Source organism: Butyrivibrio hungatei (assembly GCF_900101605.1).
Lineage (GTDB): Bacteria > Bacillota > Clostridia > Lachnospirales > Lachnospiraceae > Butyrivibrio > Butyrivibrio hungatei_B.
In genome coordinates, this window is sequence record NZ_FMUR01000004.1 from 179,668 (window position 1) to 198,170 (window position 18,503).

Sequence of the window (18,503 nt, forward strand, 5' to 3'; positions counted from 1 at the left end):
TTTAATTATATACCAAACAATAATACTAGAAAGAAACGGCAAATTCAAGTAGTCAAAATTCATCCGGACACATTACAAATTTAACCTTTTCTCCAATTTCGGGCAATATTATATGACTCGCTTGAGATAACCGAATCAAACTCTGACATGCTCTCCAAAGTTTTCTTCTTGTAAGCCTGATAATTATTGCTTCTTATCGCTTCTCTGATCTCTTTTACCAGATTATTGTAAAAGTACAGGTTATGAAGAACGCAAAGCCTCATTCCAAGCATTTCACCGGCCTTAAGAAGATGCCTTATATATGCCTTGGAATAGCTCCGGCACGCGGGACATTGACAGCCCTCTTCAATAGGCGTGTCATCAAGCTCATATCTGGCATTTAATATATTGATATGACCTCTCTTGGTATACAGATGTCCGTGTCTTCCGTTTCTGCTTGGATAAACGCAGTCAAAAAAGTCTACTCCCCTGTCCACGGCTTCAAGGATATTTGCCGGTGTTCCGACACCCATTAGATATGTCGGCTTATCCTCGGGAAGAAAAGGCACAACATGTTCAAGAACATCATACATTTCCTCGTGGCTCTCACCGACCGCAAGTCCTCCGACAGCGTAGCCGTCAAGATCCATATCTGCGATTCTCTTGGCATGCTCTATCCTGATATCGTTAAATATAGCTCCCTGATTGATTCCAAAAAGCATCTGATGCGGATTAACCGTATACCGGAGGCCGTTCAGTCGGTCCATCTCTTTTTTGCATCGCTCAAGCCATCTTGTCGTTCTGTCCACAGACATCTGCACATATTCATGCTCTGCCTTAGCAGAAGGACACTCATCAAACGCCATCGCGATGGTCGATCCCAAATGGGACTGTATCCTCATACTCTCCTCAGGGCCCATGAACAGTTTATGTCCGTCAATATGCGAATGGAAGTATACTCCTTCCTCTTTTATCTTTCTTGTCTTAGCAAGAGAAAAGACCTGGAATCCACCCGAATCTGTAAGAATAGGCTTGTTACACGACATAAACTTATGAAGTCCGCCCATTCTGTATACCAGATCGTCTCCCGGTCTCAAATGCAAATGATACGTATTTGAAAGAACAACCTGAGTGCCGATATCCTCGAGATCTCTTGTAGATACTCCTCCCTTTATAGCCGCAACCGTTGCGACATTCATAAATACAGGAGTCTGTATTTCACCGTGAACGGTGGAAAAAGTAGCGCTCTTGGCGTTCCCGTCCTTATTTACAATTTTGTACATATAAATCCTCTAATTAACATAAGTATTCCAGAATTCTTCCAGACAGATACCATTTTCGTGTATAACAGTCGCCGCGTCAACCCCCACATATCTAAAATGCCAGGGTTCAAATTCAATACTTGTAATATTCTCTTTTCCGGCAGGATATCTCAAAATAAATCCGTACTTATAGCTGTTGTCGGCAAGCCATTTTCCGGCGCGTGTATTACCAAATCCCTCATCAAGACTTGAATATCCTTCCGTTATAATATCTATCGCAAGGCCGATCTGATGCTCGGAAGATCCGGGAACGGTAACCGCCTGGGAAGCAAGATTATACGCTTCCATATAGTTCATTCCGCCTTCCATGTACCTGCTGACTTTGTTGTTAAAAAGCATTGTCTGCCTGTCTCTGTCCCTGTAGGGAGAACAGATAATAAGTGCCACTCCGTCCGCATTTGCGGCTCTCATCATTTCAAGAAGCGGAGCAATTATCCTCTCATCGCATCTCATCGTACCACTTATGGTTCCGAGTGGAAATTCATAATCATCCGGAATCGGATGCTGCTTATTTACAAGCATTATCTTCCAGTCGCTGCCGTCAAAATTAATCTCATCCGGATTCGAAAGATCTGTCCCTTCATCCGTCTCCTCGGTCACTGCTGCGCCATCCCCCGTTGCTTCAAGAATTTCAGAAAGAGAGGCCTGCTTCTCGGGATTAAAATGCTCAGCCTCCGCTACATCGGGATTCTCACTTTCCATCGCTTCCCTGATAAGTTCGGAATCAATATCCTGACTGACTGCAAGTTCCGCATCAGACTCGGCAACTTCCTCACTGGAAAGCACTTCTTCCGAATCGGAAGAATATCCGTCAACGCTCACATCCGACGCAAAACTGATATTAAGTGACATCGCAGGATACGAAAAACTGCTGCTAAAAACAAAAAACAACAGTCCGCAGGCAAGACAAATATACCTCTTACTGCTTCTATAAAAGTAGAAAAGGATATCATAAAGCGCGATTGCCGCAAAAGCATAACAGATACCCAAAAAGCAAAACGCTTTATGTTTTCTGTTAAATTTTTTTACCTTGGAAAAGATCTTGTTCTTATAAGCAAGCTTCATCTGTAAGCTACTAGCGTTCATATCGGAAATCCCCTCTCATTTCGGATACTTGGCTTGTAATATGACAACGCGTATAATATGATATGTTATACGCGTTTATGGCTTAGAAATCTATATCATATTATATAACACTTTACCGTATATTTCATCATTTTTTATAGCTGATAATGCGCCACAATGCGCTAAATCATATATTTTATTTCAATAATTTTTGTCAACATGAAAGGATGCCTATGTCAGGTTCAACACTCGGAAAAAACATTACAATATCAACATGGGGAGAATCTCACGGCGAAGCGCTCGGAGTCGTTGTTGACGGCTTCCCCGCAGGACTCGATCTCACCAAAGAAGATATTCAAAAATTCCTCGACAGAAGAAAACCCGGAACTTCATCTGCCACAACATCAAGAAAAGAGGACGACGAAGTCTGCATACTCTCCGGAATATTTGAAGGAAAAACAACCGGAACTCCCATTTCCATGATGGTAAAAAATACTTCTCAAAGATCTTCCGACTACAGTGAGATCGCAAGCTACTATCGCCCCGGCCACGCCGACTACTGCTTTGATGAAAAATACGGCTTCAGAGACTACAGAGGCGGCGGACGCTCTTCAGGAAGAGAAACGATAGGCAGGGTTGCCGCAGGTGCTCTCTGTCAGAAACTGCTGTCAGAGATGGGGATCGACGTTTATGCATACACACGCTCTATCGGAGATGTGGAGATCGATGACGAAAAATTTGACAGAAATGCAATATATACAACACCAACATCCATGCCCGATACAGAAGCGGATAAAAAAGCTATGGATCTTATCATGAAATGCCGCGAAAACATGGACTCAATAGGCGGTGTTATAGAATGCCGCATAAAAGGCGTTCCCGCAGGAATCGGCGAACCTGTTTTCGATAAACTTGATGCTCTCCTTGCAAGAGCTGTCATGAGTATCGGTGCCGTTAAAGCCGTCGAGATAGGTTGCGGAACCAAAGCAGCGAAACTATACGGCTCGGAAAACAACGACGAATTCATTTATGAGAACAATTCTGTTTCTAAAAAAACAAATAACTCAGGAGGAATTCTGGGCGGAATGTCAGACGGAAGCGAGATTGTAATCAGAGCTTATGTAAAGCCGACACCCAGCATTGCGCGTTCGCAGAACACCGTAAACAAATCGAATGAAAATATATCAATAAATATAAAAGGTCGTCACGACCCCGTTGTGGTTCCGAGAGCCGTTGTTGTAGTTGAGAGCATGTGTGCTTTCACACTCCTCGACCTTTTGATCTCCAACATTTCCGCGAAAGCCTCAAACATAATAAACTTCTACAAGAAGTAAAAAACTTTTTTTGCAAAAAAGAAAAAACCTGTAAATACAAACTCTTTAAAAGAATGTATTTACAGGCTCTATTTTTACAGGACACTAATTTATATCATCCCTCTAATTTGTGGAATACAATGCAGTTAGGTCTATTTACGTGCTCTTCTGGTCCGTTCATTACAAGCGTTCCTGCCTCAAGATCAACCTTAAAAAATGTAAGCGAATCCGACTCATGATTGAGTGATACAAGATGCTTATTGTCAGGGAACAAAGCAGCATCCTTAGGATATTCGCCCGCGATCGGAAGCTGGATTTTCTTTGTCAGAAGTCCCGTTTCCTTATCAACCTTGTAAATAATTACATTGTTCTCTCCCGCTGTCGAACTTACAAGATAGTTGTAGTCCTCGGAGAATGTAAGCGCACTGCTTGCAACACCGATAGAATCAGCTTCATCTGAATTAGATACGGTCTGAATCTTGTTAAATTCTGGATCGCCGTTATTGTCTGTATACTCATATACTTCAATGCCGCATTTCTGCTCAAGACAAACATAAAGAAATCTTCCGTCTTTGGAAAACTGCATATGTCTGGGTGAAGATTCCTGATCACAGTGAATAACATCAACTTCTTTGATCTTACCGGACTCAACATTGAGAGAATATACATTAACTCTGTCCATTCCAAGATCGGCTGCAAGGAGATACTTATTATCCTTAGATACTTTTATACACTGTACATGAGGCACGTGATTTCTTCCGGCTGCTGTTCCGAGACCCTTATGATATCTCTCATCGGTGATCTCACCGATACTTCCGTCTTTGTTAAGCTTAAGGATTGTCACCTTACCGTCATGGTATCCGGCTGTCAAAAGATAATTATCTTCCTGATCCATATTGAGATAACATCCACGCATTCCGTTGATTGAAGCCTCATTTAAGAATTCAAGGCCTCCGTCGGGCAGAATATGATAAGCCTCGACACCCGCATCCGTAATGGAATACAGAGTCTTCTTATTGTGAGATATTCCGATATAAGATGAATTGGTTATTTCAACCTTCTGCTTCTCCTTAAATCTGCCGTTTTTCATATCAACGTCATAAATTTTAATTCCAAATTTGGAACCAAGTCCGGAAGTGTAGCTAGATACATAAGCCACATACTTGTCTTTTCCAGCCATTTTACAACATGCCTCCTGAATGTATATTTATATAATAATTACCAGTTTTTATACTTGCCGTTTACGCATACTCCGACAAATCCGTTTGCTGTCATAACAGCCTTGTCTGATTCAGAAATAACAGGTGCGGAATCAGTTGCCGATACAACATCAAAATACTTGGAACCTTCATTTACGGCAACACCCTTTAAAGAAATTGTTGCCATCTGTCCGTTTCCGTTTGTAAGAGAGAAAGATGCCATTGCAACATCCTTATCGTTATAAAGCATTGCAACGTTTCCGTTCTTCTTTACAGTTCCTGTCGCTTTCTTTGCAAGCTCAACCTGAACAGACTCTGAAGTCTGAGCGGCATTTCCTACGCGAACAAGAACCTCATCGTATGTGCCGTCTGACTGAACCTTTTCATCATCAATATAGAAATAGAAAGGTACGTCTTTAGCCTGCTCATCGGCGCCAACATGGAAAATAACATCCTGTGTTCCGCTCTTAAATGAGCACTCAAGATATGTTCCGTTACTTGTGTGAGGTCCAAGATGATATGTATAGTTAAATTTTGACCTCATATGCATTGTGTGTTCGCTTCCTGCGTTCATATTAATTACAGTATCCCCAAAGTCAAAGTACATGGGAAGATCACTTTCTGCATGCGCATTAACAGACATGAGCGATCCTGCAACCAAAAATGTACCAAGCGCAGTAATAAGATTTTTTTTCATTCCAGTCATAAATTTTTCCTCCGTGTCTAACAACAATCTTATTTTCTCTTCTCTTTTTATATTTATAATTATATATTCTCGAATGTAAAATTCAAGAAAATGGCAATCACGCCCGTTTATTATAAATACCTTATTTCAAGATTATCGGCATCTGCCGATACATCTGCTCTTGCCCCCATTACAACGGGAAGCATCGGATCGATATGCCCGATATCCGCATCAAAGATTATAGGAGCCCCATAATCCTGCAAAAGATCCGTAAGTGCGTTAAATCTGTCAACGCCCATCATATCTCCGTCAAAGCATCCGTTTGACCTTCCGACAATAAATCCACCGACATTTTCAAACCAGCCGGCTTCCTTCATATTCCAGATTGCTCTTCTGTAGCTCATGGGATTGAGCTCACAGTTTTCGATAACCCACAAAATTTTATCATCACATTTTTTTACAAAATCCGCGACTTTATCAAATCTTGTTCCTATCATATTGGCCATTACGTCGATGCAACCGCCGAGCAGGATTCCCTGCATGCTTACTTTGCCATCTGTCTTCTCGGCTTTCTTTGAAGAACAATCGTAATTGGTCAAAACTTTTTTCGCATCGCATTTGTATACAAAAGGCTTGGAATAATCTATTTCCTCTTTTTCTTCTTTATGCTTTACAAATTTGTCATAGCCCTTAAATACCTTCTTTGTTCCCTCAAGCAATGCGAAGGCGTCATTCTCGGTACCTTCCCATTCTTTGGCATATCCCGTAATATTGGGGCCGTAAATCCCACATGTATTTGCGATAGTAACAAGCGGAAGCAAAAAGCTCGTATTGTCGGAATATCCGACAAACCACTTGGGCCTGGCGCTTTTTATAATCTCAAAATCAACATTTGAGATAGTCTCAACCATGAGCTCTCCGCCGCCCGCAGAGATAATCGCATCAATATCGTCTCTCTTATAAAAATCCGTAAGCTCGGCACCTGTAACTTTGGGATCGGTGCTTATTCCAAGTCCGTCTCCCATCCTTGCCGTCTTACCCTCGATAATATTGTAACCTCTGCCTTTTATCCTGTTCTCGGCAATATCTATCAAAAAACTATACGGTTCTATAGCCGCACCGAATGAAGGAGCGGTTATTCCTATGGTGTCACCTTTCTTTATGCTGTCCGGTTTTCTGATCATCTTCTCCTCGTTCTCTTGCTTGAATCGTCTCCAAACGATCCTCTTGAGTTTCCTTTTCCTTTCGATCTCATTTTGGAATAATCAGCCCTGAATTCATCGCCGAATTCTTCCCTGAACTCTTCTTCGAAATCATCTCCAAAACCCTCGTCAAAGTCGTCATCGTACTCTTCTTCAAAGCCTTCTATATATTCTTCCTCATAGTCATCATGATACTCATCATCGTTAAAATCGTTGTCAAAATCGTCTTCAAGCTCATCTTCGAAATCATCTTCATATTCATCCGAAACAGTCTTCCTTGAAGCAGTTCTCGGATTTTTCCTGAGGTTCTTTATAGATTCGCTGAATGACTCTCTTTTCGGAGTTCTTTTAGGCTCCTCTTCCTCAAAATCCTCGTCAAAATCATCCTGAGCTCTTCTAAACGATTCTCTTTTGGGTAATTTTGAAAGTTCTCTAGTAGGTTCGGGTTTTCTGAGTGAATTGTTTATCGATTTCTTTATTGCTTCTCTTCTGGCAACTTTGCTCGAAACCATATCAAGATCATCATCCTGATCTTCATCAAGATCCAGATCAATATCTATATTTCTCTTTGCTCTTCTGTCAGATTCTCTTCTTAATTCTCTCTTGGAGTCACGTGCTGACTCCCTTGAAGCTTCTCTCGAAGATTCCCTTAAAGATTCTCTACCGGATTCTCTTGAAGCTTTTCTCAAAGATTCTCTCCCTGATGTTCTTGAAGATTCCCTTGCTGACTCTCCGGAGGATTCGCGTGAAGTTTTCCTTGACGGTCTTCTTACAATATCTTCCTCTTCTTCATCGTCTTCGTCATCTTCAAATTCATCTCTGTATTTCTCTTCAAGATAATCGGATGAAATTCTTGAATAAACCTTTTTGTAATACTTATTCATCTTGATGCAGTCAAGATAAGATATGGGATGGCCTTCTCCGTGACGAAGAGCCGCAAGATAAGCAATACATCCCTTATCCAGAACTATAGACGCGGCAACCGCATCCTCCAAAGTCTCACCTATACAATAAGCACCGTCATTAAGCGCAAAAACTGCATTGGAATTTTTCTTGATATTATGATAACTGTGTCCGTCTTTTCCGTGCTCGTTACTCGGAATCTTAACGCTGTATCCGACAAGCTCCGCAAAGTCGAACAAAAGAGGTCTCAAATGAGTCGCGGTTCTTGATACCGTCATAACCGCGTCAGACTTATTGTGAACTATGTATTTTACATCCGGTCTTCTGTCATAGATTTCTCTGTGAATATGCTTAACACGCTCAGGTGTATCTTCGACATCATAAATAATCTCATCGCCTTCAAGATGGCTTCCGAAGCCCTCTTCAACGCCATGATACATATCGGTCTTACATACATCCATAAGGAAATTATCACAGGCATCCTCGATTCTCTCGATATTCTCAATGACTTCATCGGAGTTTGCTCCCATGAACAATGCACCGTGATTAGACAAGATAAAACTGTCGGACTCCCTGTTTTTCTTTATGGTCGCAGCAACATTTCCCGCAAGTTTGGCACTTCCGGGATAAGCATAAGGAACACAGGGGATGACAACATCCTCATCCTCAACATATGTATATATTCTTTTAAGTCCCAAAACTCCGGCACATGAAGCAAAAACCTGATGTGTAAGAGCAACAAACTCCACATCTTTTCTGGTTCTGTAGCAAGCCGCATGCACTCCTCTTTCATAAGACGGATCATACTCTCCCATGAAGTTCAGATTTTTGAGATTAACAAGGCAAATCATATCCGGCGTCATATCTTCATATCTGATACCGCTCGGAGTTATCAAAAAGATTTCCTTGTCGACTCTGCAGCTAACACTTCCCCATGTACGTGGTAAATAGCCTTTTTTGTGCAACTCATTCGCCACATCTATGACATGCTGTTTTTCCTCAAGAAATTCAGAATCTTCTTTTCTACTTTTCATTACCTGATCTGTCCCTCTCCGACAATTTGATACTTATAGGATGTAAGTTCTTTAAGTCCCATCGGTCCGCGCGCATGAAGCTTTTGCGTGCTTATACCGATCTCGGCTCCGAATCCAAACTCAAATCCGTCTGTAAATCTCGTTGAAGCATTTACATATACACAAGCGGAATCAACTCTTTCAAGAAATCTCTTTGCAGTCTCTTCATTCTCTGTAACGATGGCATCCGAGTGACTTGTATTATACTTGTTTATATGATCGATGGCTTCATCGACATTCTTAACTGTTTTAACGGAAATAATATAATCAAGGAACTCTTTTCCAAAATCCTCTTCAGTAGCGGAAACGGCACTGTTCATAAGTTTGCGGCTTTCCTCGTCGCCTCTTATCTCAACATTGTGCTCGTTCATCGCTTTTTCAAAAAGAGGAAGGAACTTATCCTTAATATCCTCATGGACAACCAGAGATTCAGCGGCATTACATACGCCTATTCTCTGAGTCTTGGCATTGATAATGATAGGGATTGCCTTGTCAATATCGGCATCCTTATCTACATAGATGTGACAATTACCCGTACCTGTCTCGATAACGGGAATAGTAGAATTCTCAACCACAGCATTTATAAGTCTTGCACTTCCTCTGGGAATAAGAACATCTATGTACTCATTCATCTGCATAAACTTAGTCGTAACTGCTCTGTCCGTATCTTCAATGAGCTGGATCGCATCGGGATTGATACCGCATTCCGAAAGTGCAGCTCTCATAACATTTGCAATCTGAATATTGCTGTCTATGGCATCGCTTCCGCCTTTTAAAACAACAGCATTACCCGCTTTAAAAGTAAGCGCAAAAGCATCAGCCGTAACATTGGGCCTTGCTTCGTAAATTATACCGATAACACCCATAGGAACCCTGACTTTCTTTATCTGAAGCCCATTGGGACGTGAAAAGCTATCGATAACTTCTCCTATAGGATCGGGAAGAGCCGCAACCTGCCTAAGTCCCTCAGCCATAGCTTCAATTCTTTTTTTATCAAGAAGAAGTCTGTCCAAAAGGCCTTTGTGCATTCCGTTTGAAACGCCTCTCTCATAATCCTTCGCATTTGCTGCAATAATACTGTCTGCCTCAGCAACAAGTTTATCCGCAACCGCAAGAAGAGCGTCATTTTTCTCTTTCGTGGTAAGACACTGAATCTCGTATTTTACTTTTTTAGCTTTTTTACAAATCTCAATAAGTTCCATCTATGTTCTCCAGCTCCTTTATTTCTCGTGAATGATACTCTTTACGGGAATATCATATTCACTCGGTATAATCTCATCAACAATCTGAATCTTATAGCAAAGTGCCACTGTATCGGCATAGCTTACTTTTGAGAGAAATCTGTCGTAGAATCCTCCCTTATAACCTATCCTGTTGCCTTTCTCATCAAAAGCAACTCCCGGAACGATGACCATTGTCTTTCCGGCATTTTCACCGTCTATCCGGCGAACATTTGATTCATCGGCATAAAAATCCGGATCGAATATCTCACTGTCATCCCTAATCTCCGGTTCCATAAGACCGTAATCACCCGGAACAAGATTTTCCGGCTCGTATATCCTCACAAACTTCATTATGCCGTTTTTCTTATCTGTAACCTTAGGGCAAAAAACTCTTTTCCCAAGTGCAAGCGCATCAAGAATAATCTCATCTGTCTTAACTTCATTTCTGACAGAGGCGTATGTAAGAATATTGGAAGCCTCGATATATTCGGGTCTTGTGACAAGTTCCTCAAAAATCTCCCTGCTTTTTACCTCAATCTTATATACACTGAGTTCGTCTCTTTTTTGTAAGACATCTTTTCTTATTAAGTCTTTTTCCATCGGTACCTTCCATTGTATTTGAATCAGCGCAAAGTTTCTACTAATTTTTTTGCAATAAATTCGGCTATCTTGATACCATCCATAGCTGCAGACATGATTCCGCCTGCATATCCGGCTCCTTCACCGCACGGATAAAGTCCTTTAATATTTTCTGACTCACCGCTCTGCGTACGATTAATTCTTACGGGCGACGAAGTTCTTGTTTCCACACCGGCGATAAGAGCATCCGGTGAATTATATCCCTTTATCATTGTACCGAACTTCTCCATTCCTTCAACAAAGGATTTATTAAGATCGTCCGGTAAGATCTCATGAACATTTGAAAAAACATACGCGCCCTTCGTGTTGGGCTTGCATACATCTCTGAATCTGACAGGTTCTTTCGGATTATTTTTATCGCCCGTCTTATCTTCAAACGGAGAGACCGCTTTCTTAAAATCTTCGTAGTACTCAACGGGAATCTTTCCTCCGCCAAGTTCATATGCTTTTTCTTCAAGTTTTCTCTGAAACTCAACTCCCGCAAGAACATCATCGGATCCGAAATCTTTAGGATCGACCGTGATTATGATCGCAGAATTGGCATTTTCGGAATCTCTGCCGCTGTAACTCATTCCGTTTACGGCAAGTCTCCCCTCCTCGGACGAAGCATTGACGACATACCCTCCGGGGCACATGCAAAAAGAGTAAACACCGCGCCCCTCTTTGGTATTCATAACAAGTTTGTACGAAGCAACAGGGAGCGACTTTGGCTCCTCGATTCCGTACTGCGAAAGATTTATCAGCTTCTGCGGATGTTCAACCCTAAATCCGACTGCAAAAGGCTTCTTCTGCATCGATACTTCTCTGTCTTTTAGCATTGAAAAAGTATCTCTCGCACTGTGTCCTATAGCAAGAACGGCTATATCAAACGGAATCTCTTCGCCGTTTGCAACAAGAGCATTCACACCTCCGTCTTTGCTTAAGACAATATCCGTAACCTGCGTCTCAAATCTAAACTCGCCGCCGAGAGAAATTATCTCATTTCTCATATTTTTTACGACTTTTCTGAGTACGTCCGTTCCGATGTGAGGCTTCGCGTCATACATTATCTTACTATCTGCTCCAAAAGCAGTAAACAGGGACAAAGCTTTTCTTCCTCTTCCGTCCTTGTCTTTTACCATTGTATTTAGCTTGCCGTCAGAAAAAGTTCCGGCTCCGCCTTCTCCAAACTGCACATTGGTGCGGGTATCAAGCTTTCCCGTCTCCCAGAACTTTTCGACTATTTCCTGCCTCTTGTCGACATCGGCGCCTCTCTCAAAAACAACAGGCTTAAAGCCGTTTGATGCAAGCATATATGCGCAAAAAAGTCCCGCAGGTCCGGATCCTATAACAGCGATCCTTGTATCCAAAGCCTTTGAAGGCATATCGCCCTCAATTCCCGCTCTTTCCAAAAAATTGTAAGTAACGGGAGTAACGACCGTGATTCCTTTATCCTTCGCTCTTGAAACAATTTTTTCCTCAGCCTTTTTGTCGGAAGCTCCCTTTACGGAAACATCGATCATAAAGACGTCTACTATCTGAGGTTTCTTTCTTGCATCTATCGACTGACGCATTATAACAATGTCTTCGACATCATTTTCCGTTATACGCAAAAGCTTTGCTGCCTTTTTCTTTAAGACATCGCAAAGCTCATTATGACTGCGCATATTTTTACCGTCATTAAGTAATTTAATCTGATTGATCCTTATCATATAATTCCTATTTCCAAATGCCCTTACATTGAAGCCGCCGTACCTGCTATACTTCCGCTCGTCCATGCAAACTGAAGATTGTATCCGCCGCATCTTCCGTCAACATCAAGAAGTTCTCCGACGAGGTATACTCCGGGAAAGCCAACAACCGACATGTCGTCGCCGATATCACCAAGGCTCATTCCGCCTGTCGTCACCTGTGACTGAATATAGCCATAGCTCTCTTTAAGATTAAAACGTATATCTCTGTATCTGTCCAGTATACACGATACCATGCTGTCTGCAATATTCTTCATATGCATGGCCGGCGACAGTTTCATCTTTTTAAGCACCGTCGAATTTATATTGCTGTTTGCAAACCCAAGCAAAAACTCCTCAAGAGTTCTGTTATCGCGAAGCTTATACATATCCCGTTTAAGGGCTTCAAAATCTTCTTCATCATATTCCGGGAAAAAATCTACCGAAGCGACCACGGGCTTTTTCTCAGAAACAAACTTGATTATTTCCCTGCTTGCCTGCATTACGGGTATTCCCGATATTCCATCCCTGGATATCTGAAGTTCTCCGCTCTCCGAAGTCAAAAGCTCATCTCCGAGATAAAAAGAAATCCTTGCAGCAGCTCTTACTCCAGCATCCGGCATGGTTCCGTCATCCTCGCACTTAAATCCGACAAGAGCGGGATATGTATCTTTAAGATTCATTCCAAGCTGCTTGCAGATATAATATCCGTCTCCGGTTGACATTGTGCTCTTTGCACCGGAAAGCGATCCGAGCGCAAGAATAACGGCATCTGCTTCGTATTTATCCTTGTTTGTCACAAGAACATACGGCGATTTCTCATTTTCAGCCTTTTTAACAGCCTTAACCTGACTTTCCGTGATAACATTCACATTAAGTCTTTTAAGCTCGTTTATGAGCGCATTAACGACCGTAGAAGCCTGTCCCGAAACAGGATAGATATACCCGTCTTCACTCTTTACAATTACCCCCAGTGATTTAAAAAACTTTATCGTCTCTTCGGGGCCGTAAAGTGAAAGCCAGTTCTTCATCCGTCCCTGCGCAGCCTTGTTATAGTATTCAGGGCGCATATCGAGATTGGTAAGATTGCATCTTCCGTTTCCGGTAACGGAAAGCTTTTTTCCAAGCCTTGTATTCTTCTCAACAATCGTCACATCTGCACCGTTTCTTGCAGCATATACAGCCGCGCACATTCCTGCCGCGCCGCCTCCTGCAACGTAAACTTTTTTACTCACACAAAATCCTCTTACGCTTCGTCAGTCTTGATAAAAACAGGCAGTGCCTTAAAGTACTTACCAAAAGGAATACTTCTAAGTTCTCTCTCGTCAATGCTTCCGATCATAACCATGATCGCAATGTATATAACGTAGAAAACAGGCGTACAAACAACAAGTGAAAGAATCTCACCTATATTTTTTACCAAAACCATATCGATCAAAAACACCACAAATCCGGCTACAGCCGCTGCCACAAGCGTCTTTGCAAAATTTACCAAAAGAGCATAATCTGCTTTAAGCATTTTCTTAAAGACAATAAGCGAAAGAATGTCATAAACCAGAAATGAAACGATAACAGGGATCAATACTCCGTACAATCCGATATTTCCGACACTCGCGCATACAAACAGCATCGCAATATGAACAAGCCATGTTATTCCGAGTCCAAATACAATAAGTATAGACTTACCCGCATGGAACAAGATCCACGAAAAGAAAATCGCAAAAGGAACAAGAATGATCAAACAACTTGCCGCTCTCAAAAGCTCAACGCTAAAATCATTTCCCTTCCAGTATACGAGCGTGTCTACAGATGAAGCCAATGTAAAGATAAACAATGCGACCGGAACCGTGATCTCAATAAAATGTTTTACAAATCTCGAGAGCTTTTCTCCCGCATTTTCAGGCTCATCTCTCTCAAATCTCGCTCTGATCCTGTTCCACTCGATAAGAAAAGGAAGACAGCAAAGAAGTGAAAATGTTATTACAATGGGAATAGTTCTTCCCGCATAAATACCGTAGTTATATATAGGATCCGCCTTACTTCCGACAGTTCTGTGATGGATCATGTAAAAGACCTGATCGACCAAAAGAGCTATTCCGGGTGAAGCATACATGAACAAAATAGGCCTGAGTCCCGACATAACGTCATTCTTACTGTCAACGTATCTCGGCGCACTTCTCTTTCCTATCTCTTCAAGCTCATTTCTTCTTACATAAAAGCTTACAGATGTATGCACAAGTCCGACGATCGATGCCACAAAGAGTCCGAGTGTCATTCCCGTCGAGCCGTATACCGCACTGAATTCTTCGACATGGAAAAGAGTATTTACTTTAAGTCCGTATCCGTACATGATCGCAGAAAACAATGTTCCGACAAGGAATGCCGCAACAGCCATCAAAACATCGGAAACAACTATCGGCTTTGTATATCCGACACCCTGCAGATAACCTCTTATAACACCCTGAACGCACAGGAACAATACTGAAAAAGTCGATATAAGAAACTGAAAACTTCCTCTGTTCGATCCAAGCAAAAGATCGGAGAAATTGATACCTATAAAGGTAAATACCACAGTCACCAGAACGCCTGTAAAAGCGAATATCTTAAGAGTTTTCTTCATATTCTCCTCAGCATTCTTGTACTGGGATTTTCTTGCTCTTACACGCACCATTACCCATACGGCCTTCTGCACGGCAAGAACGAAAGAACAATAAAATGCAAAGAATATCGCAAGAGAGCCCGCAGAATAACCTGCACCTTTCTCTCCGTAAATCCTTATCGCCACAACCTCATACAGCATAAGTATTATGATTGAACAATATACAGCGGCTGTAAGCACGTCGGGTCTTATTCTTTTTTCTTCGTAGTACTTTTTCATGTTTGATCTCCAATTTTATTTTTCAGTCTCTTGTTATACCAAGTGTATTAAGAACATCGCTCTGCTTTTTTTCCATTACCTTTGCTTCGTCTTCCTCCATGTGATCGTAACCGCAAAGATGAAGCATACTGTGTGCGATAAGAAAAGCAAATTCTCTCTTTGTGCTGTGACCATACTCCTGTGCCTGACTTCTGACCCTGTCTTCGTTCACAACAATATCTCCAAACATAATATTTCCGGTATCCGGATTGAGAAGATCGACTTCCTGCTCACCCTCCATAACGGAAAAATCTCCCGGTTCTTCATACGAAACATTGGGAAAAGAAAGAACATCAGTCGGCCTGTCAATTTCTCTGAATTCTCTGTTCAGCTCCTGTATTCCTTCATCATTGGTGATCGTGAGACTAATCTCAACTTCTCTGTCGCACCCTTCGGATCTGAGAACCTCTTTTGCAACAAGCGCCGCAACTTCCTCGGGATCAAAATCAAATTGCGCTCCCGTCTCATTCTCAACGCAAAAAGTCATAGTAAAGCTTCTCCTTTTTCATTATCTTCTTCATAACTTCAAGTTCCCTGAACGTAACATCGTAGTCCTTAAGATCTCCGTCGGAAACTTTTTTATCAATTATCGAATCAATAAGATTGTCGTAATCTATCTTTGCATCCTTGTCCTTTTTAAGCAGATACATTATGGACGCAATAAGAACTTCTCCGAGCTGAACCGCAAGCGCCTCTTTGGACTTGGGCTCGTTCTTCTTAGGTTCTATATAATCATGTAAAAAATCCATCGCCTCCGTCGGGAAGCTGTTATCCGTATAGATATGTTTGACGTCATCCCATTTTGACTTTCCTTCAAGCACACCTATCCTGTGATAATAAGAACAGTTCTTGACCGCTCTTGCATTTATATTAAGGCCGAGTGCGATTCTCTCGGCAATATATGCCGTATGTATGGCTCTGTAATATTCGTCTTTATTATTTTCCTTGAGAGTAACAAGAAGCGGGAAATCCGCATCATTGATTACCATATACATATCATTTGTCCGTCTTATAACATAAACGCCGAAAATGTTCAGGAATATAAGAAGAATGGTAAGATTGAGCATAATATTGATGGCAGGTGAAACAAGCAGGTATGCGGAAAAAGTTCTGTTAAGGAACAAAACGTTATATGCAACCAAAAATACCGCCTGCATCATTAGAGAAATAAATGTCGGAATTCCTATCTCGGTATTTTCTTCCAGATTCCTAAACATTGCGATTGCAACCGCTCCGGCAAGAATATACATAAATAATTCTCCGCATCCTCCGTTTTTCTCAAGCATAACGGAAATCGAAACAAGTCCGACTCCGGAGATCATACCTATCTCCGTATTTGAAAAAAGCGCAAGCATAACAAAAAGCGACATGTACGGCCACAACACATTGGGTATAAGGCTGAATATACATGCCAAAATAAGTGTGACAAAATACCCCACAACAAAGCGGTTTCTCACCACATTATTATCATATAACAATCTGCTCTGCCCGTCGGAAACGGCATCTACAAGCATAAAAACGACTGTTCCCGCTATAGCGACAGAAACAATTGTATTTCTTAAAATAGCTTCATAGCTTTTATCCGTAAAAAATGAAAAAGCAAAAACAATAACTCCGGTAAAAACAAGCATTGCCACGTATAACAATCTGATTTTCAAATTAGAAATCTTATCGTTTTCCATTGTCCGAACGCTTCTCCAACTTTTGTATTGACTTCTTTTTCTTCTTGTTCTCGGCCTTCTTCTCGTAGTCTTCGTAAGCCTTAACAATCTTCTGAACGAGCGGATGTCTCACAACATCGCTGCTGGTAAGTGTACAAAAAGCGATATCATCAATTCCCTTAAGGACATTTCCCGCAATCTCAAGACCGGATCTTACATCCGCAGAAAGATCCTTCTGAGTCGCATCACCTGTGATGATAACCTTGGAACCGAATCCGATTCTTGTAAGGAACATCTTCATCTGCGCAGGTGTTGTATTCTGTGCCTCATCGAGAATTATAAAAGCGTTATCCAAAGTTCTTCCTCTCATATATGCAAGAGGTGCCACTTCAATAAGCCCTTTTTCCATATTCTTTATAAAATTCTCTGTGCCCATTATCTGGTAAAGGGCATCATATAAAGGTCTTAAGTACGGATCGACCTTGCTCTGGAGGTCACCGGGCAAAAATCCGAGCTTCTCTCCGGCCTCTATCGCAGGTCTCGTCAAAATGATCCTGCTTACCTCTTCACGCTGAAACGCCGTTATCGCCATAGCCATTGCAAGATATGTCTTACCTGTTCCGGCAGGGCCGAGTCCGAAAACTATCATTTTATTTCTGATAGCGTCTATATATTTTTTCTGTCCGAGAGTCTTAGGTTTTATCGGTTTTCCCGAGACTGTGTGACAAATGATGTCTCTGTCTATATCAACAAGAACATTGTCATTTTGAACGACGTCCTTGTTCTTTGAATCTTCTTTTAAAGAAATCGCATAGTCAACACTCTGTTCCTCTATATGCGACCCTCTCCTCGAGAGCTGCACAAGTTCTCTTATAATACTTGAAGCCTTGTTTGCACCCTCTTTTTCTCCGATTATGCGAAGCTCACCGTTTCTGTCGATGATCTCTACATGAAGACTATCCTCAATCTTACGGATATAACTGTCGTTTCCACCGAATATATTGCGCTCGTCCTCAGCCGTGAGCGCCAATCTAAGTTCTGTAATCTCACTCATTTATGGTACGGTTCTCCACAAAAAATTTTATAACCACGATAAATCTGTTCCAAAAGAATAACTCTCATCATCTGATGAGGAAATGTCATATCCGAAAAGCTGATAGACGAATCCGCCCTCTTAAGTACACTATCATGGAGTCCCAAAGATCCGCCTATGACAAATTGTATATGACTTGTGCCGCTCACACCAAGCGAACTTATATATTCAGAAAAAGCTTCCGACGTGTATCTCTTACCTTTTATCGCAAGTACACAAACATGTGCTCTCTCATCAATATTCTTTAAAATTCTCTCCGCCTCTTTTTTCCTAATCTGCTCCTCTATAGCCGGCGGCGCATTGTCGGGAGTTTTCTCGTCGGCAACTTCAATTATGTTTAATCTGCAATATCTCGAAAGTCTCTTGGAATATTCCGCTATCGCATCATTCCAATACTTCTCTTTGATCTTGCCGACACATACTATACTGATATTACTCAAAAGACTTCTCCTATGTCTTCTTCATTACATAATCTCATTCATTATATCACATTCCATGCATTAAATTGCGCCAAAAAAGA

Annotated in this window: 16 protein-coding genes; 1 reads left to right on the forward strand and 15 read right to left on the reverse strand. The window is 41.6% G+C overall.

What is annotated here, in order from left to right; translation table 11 throughout:
• Positions 1–80: 80 nt before the first annotated feature.
• Positions 81–1,262, reverse strand: coding sequence for a tRNA guanosine(34) transglycosylase Tgt (tgt, locus tag BLP87_RS02640; RefSeq protein ID WP_074461312.1), 1,182 nt, complete (start codon positions 1,260–1,262; stop codon positions 81–83).
• A gap of 9 nt (positions 1,263–1,271) precedes the next feature.
• Complete coding sequence (locus BLP87_RS02645; RefSeq protein WP_083334425.1) at positions 1,272–2,387, reverse strand: M15 family metallopeptidase; 1,116 nt, start codon at positions 2,385–2,387, stop codon at positions 1,272–1,274.
• A gap of 212 nt (positions 2,388–2,599) precedes the next feature.
• Between BLP87_RS02645 and aroC the strand changes: the two genes are divergently transcribed.
• Entirely contained in the window at positions 2,600–3,700 is a 1,101-nt protein-coding gene (aroC, locus tag BLP87_RS02650) for a chorismate synthase (RefSeq protein WP_074461314.1), read from the forward strand.
• A gap of 94 nt (positions 3,701–3,794) precedes the next feature.
• On the opposite strand, the gene BLP87_RS02655 is transcribed toward aroC, so the two are convergent.
• The 13 genes from BLP87_RS02655 to rlmH form a co-directional block, all read right to left on the reverse strand.
• Positions 3,795–4,859 carry a lactonase family protein gene (locus BLP87_RS02655; protein WP_074461315.1) on the reverse strand — a complete coding sequence of 355 codons (1,065 nt, stop codon included), beginning with the start codon at positions 4,857–4,859 and terminating at the stop codon, positions 3,795–3,797.
• A 38-nt stretch (positions 4,860–4,897) separates the two neighbouring features.
• Positions 4,898–5,584 (reverse strand): hypothetical protein, encoded by a 687-nt coding sequence (locus BLP87_RS02660; RefSeq protein WP_074461316.1) that lies wholly within the window; start codon positions 5,582–5,584, stop codon positions 4,898–4,900.
• A 110-nt stretch (positions 5,585–5,694) separates the two neighbouring features.
• Positions 5,695–6,747 carry a S66 family peptidase gene (locus tag BLP87_RS02665; protein ID WP_083334427.1) on the reverse strand — a complete coding sequence of 351 codons (1,053 nt, stop codon included), beginning with the start codon at positions 6,745–6,747 and terminating at the stop codon, positions 5,695–5,697.
• Positions 6,744–8,702 (reverse strand): class II aldolase/adducin family protein, encoded by a 1,959-nt coding sequence (locus tag BLP87_RS02670; protein ID WP_074461317.1) that lies wholly within the window; start codon positions 8,700–8,702, stop codon positions 6,744–6,746. Before BLP87_RS02670 ends, BLP87_RS02665 begins: the two co-directional genes overlap by 4 nt.
• Positions 8,702–9,943: a glutamate-5-semialdehyde dehydrogenase gene (locus BLP87_RS02675; protein ID WP_074461318.1), complete on the reverse strand. Its 1,242-nt coding sequence runs from the start codon at positions 9,941–9,943 to the stop codon at positions 8,702–8,704. Before BLP87_RS02675 ends, BLP87_RS02670 begins: the two co-directional genes overlap by 1 nt.
• Positions 9,944–9,961: 18 nt before the next feature.
• Positions 9,962–10,564, reverse strand: a complete 603-nt coding sequence (locus BLP87_RS02680) for a 5-formyltetrahydrofolate cyclo-ligase (RefSeq protein ID WP_074461319.1) — start codon at positions 10,562–10,564, stop codon at positions 9,962–9,964.
• A gap of 23 nt (positions 10,565–10,587) precedes the next feature.
• Positions 10,588–12,294: an NAD(P)/FAD-dependent oxidoreductase gene (locus BLP87_RS02685; protein ID WP_074461320.1), complete on the reverse strand. Its 1,707-nt coding sequence runs from the start codon at positions 12,292–12,294 to the stop codon at positions 10,588–10,590.
• 23 nt (positions 12,295–12,317) lie between these two features.
• Positions 12,318–13,547 (reverse strand): aminoacetone oxidase family FAD-binding enzyme, encoded by a 1,230-nt coding sequence (locus BLP87_RS02690; RefSeq protein WP_074461321.1) that lies wholly within the window; start codon positions 13,545–13,547, stop codon positions 12,318–12,320.
• 11 nt (positions 13,548–13,558) lie between these two features.
• On the reverse strand, positions 13,559–15,190 hold the full coding sequence (locus tag BLP87_RS15960; RefSeq protein WP_074461322.1) for an MATE family efflux transporter: 1,632 nt from the start codon (positions 15,188–15,190) through the stop codon (positions 13,559–13,561).
• Between the two features lie 22 nt (positions 15,191–15,212).
• On the reverse strand, positions 15,213–15,716 hold the full coding sequence (gene ybeY, locus BLP87_RS02700) for an rRNA maturation RNase YbeY (RefSeq protein ID WP_074461323.1): 504 nt from the start codon (positions 15,714–15,716) through the stop codon (positions 15,213–15,215).
• Entirely contained in the window at positions 15,700–16,911 is a 1,212-nt protein-coding gene (locus BLP87_RS02705) for a hypothetical protein (RefSeq protein WP_074461324.1), read from the reverse strand. Before BLP87_RS02705 ends, ybeY begins: the two co-directional genes overlap by 17 nt.
• The gene (locus BLP87_RS02710; protein WP_074461325.1) at positions 16,898–17,944 is read right to left on the reverse strand and encodes a PhoH family protein; all 1,047 of its coding nucleotides are present in this window, start codon (positions 17,942–17,944) and stop codon (positions 16,898–16,900) included. The genes BLP87_RS02705 and BLP87_RS02710 overlap by 14 nt, the downstream gene beginning before the upstream one ends.
• A complete protein-coding gene (rlmH, locus tag BLP87_RS02715) occupies positions 17,941–18,423 on the reverse strand; it encodes a 23S rRNA (pseudouridine(1915)-N(3))-methyltransferase RlmH (protein WP_074461326.1) in 483 nt (160 codons plus the stop codon). The genes BLP87_RS02710 and rlmH overlap by 4 nt, the downstream gene beginning before the upstream one ends.
• Positions 18,424–18,503 lie beyond the last annotated feature (80 nt).

Excerpts from the sequence above, each read along its gene's own strand:
- BLP87_RS02665 (WP_083334427.1), bottom strand. The coding sequence starts at position 6,747 with ATGATCAGAAAACCGGACAGCATAAAGAAAGGTGACACCATAGGAATA.
- ybeY (WP_074461323.1), bottom strand. The coding sequence starts at position 15,716 with ATGACTTTTTGCGTTGAGAATGAGACGGGAGCGCAATTTGATTTTGAT.
- BLP87_RS02705 (WP_074461324.1), bottom strand. The coding sequence starts at position 16,911 with ATGGAAAACGATAAGATTTCTAATTTGAAAATCAGATTGTTATACGTG.
- BLP87_RS02645 (WP_083334425.1), bottom strand. The coding sequence starts at position 2,387 with ATGAACGCTAGTAGCTTACAGATGAAGCTTGCTTATAAGAACAAGATC.
- aroC (WP_074461314.1), top strand. The coding sequence starts at position 2,600 with ATGTCAGGTTCAACACTCGGAAAAAACATTACAATATCAACATGGGGA.
- BLP87_RS02660 (WP_074461316.1), bottom strand. The coding sequence starts at position 5,584 with ATGACTGGAATGAAAAAAAATCTTATTACTGCGCTTGGTACATTTTTG.
- BLP87_RS02675 (WP_074461318.1), bottom strand. The coding sequence starts at position 9,943 with ATGGAACTTATTGAGATTTGTAAAAAAGCTAAAAAAGTAAAATACGAG.
- BLP87_RS02710 (WP_074461325.1), bottom strand. The coding sequence starts at position 17,944 with ATGAGTGAGATTACAGAACTTAGATTGGCGCTCACGGCTGAGGACGAG.
- BLP87_RS02670 (WP_074461317.1), bottom strand. The coding sequence starts at position 8,702 with ATGAAAAGTAGAAAAGAAGATTCTGAATTTCTTGAGGAAAAACAGCAT.
- tgt (WP_074461312.1), bottom strand. The coding sequence starts at position 1,262 with ATGTACAAAATTGTAAATAAGGACGGGAACGCCAAGAGCGCTACTTTT.
- BLP87_RS15960 (WP_074461322.1), bottom strand. The coding sequence starts at position 15,190 with ATGAAAAAGTACTACGAAGAAAAAAGAATAAGACCCGACGTGCTTACA.
- BLP87_RS02655 (WP_074461315.1), bottom strand. The coding sequence starts at position 4,859 with ATGGCTGGAAAAGACAAGTATGTGGCTTATGTATCTAGCTACACTTCC.
- BLP87_RS02680 (WP_074461319.1), bottom strand. The coding sequence starts at position 10,564 with ATGGAAAAAGACTTAATAAGAAAAGATGTCTTACAAAAAAGAGACGAA.
- BLP87_RS02685 (WP_074461320.1), bottom strand. The coding sequence starts at position 12,294 with ATGATAAGGATCAATCAGATTAAATTACTTAATGACGGTAAAAATATG.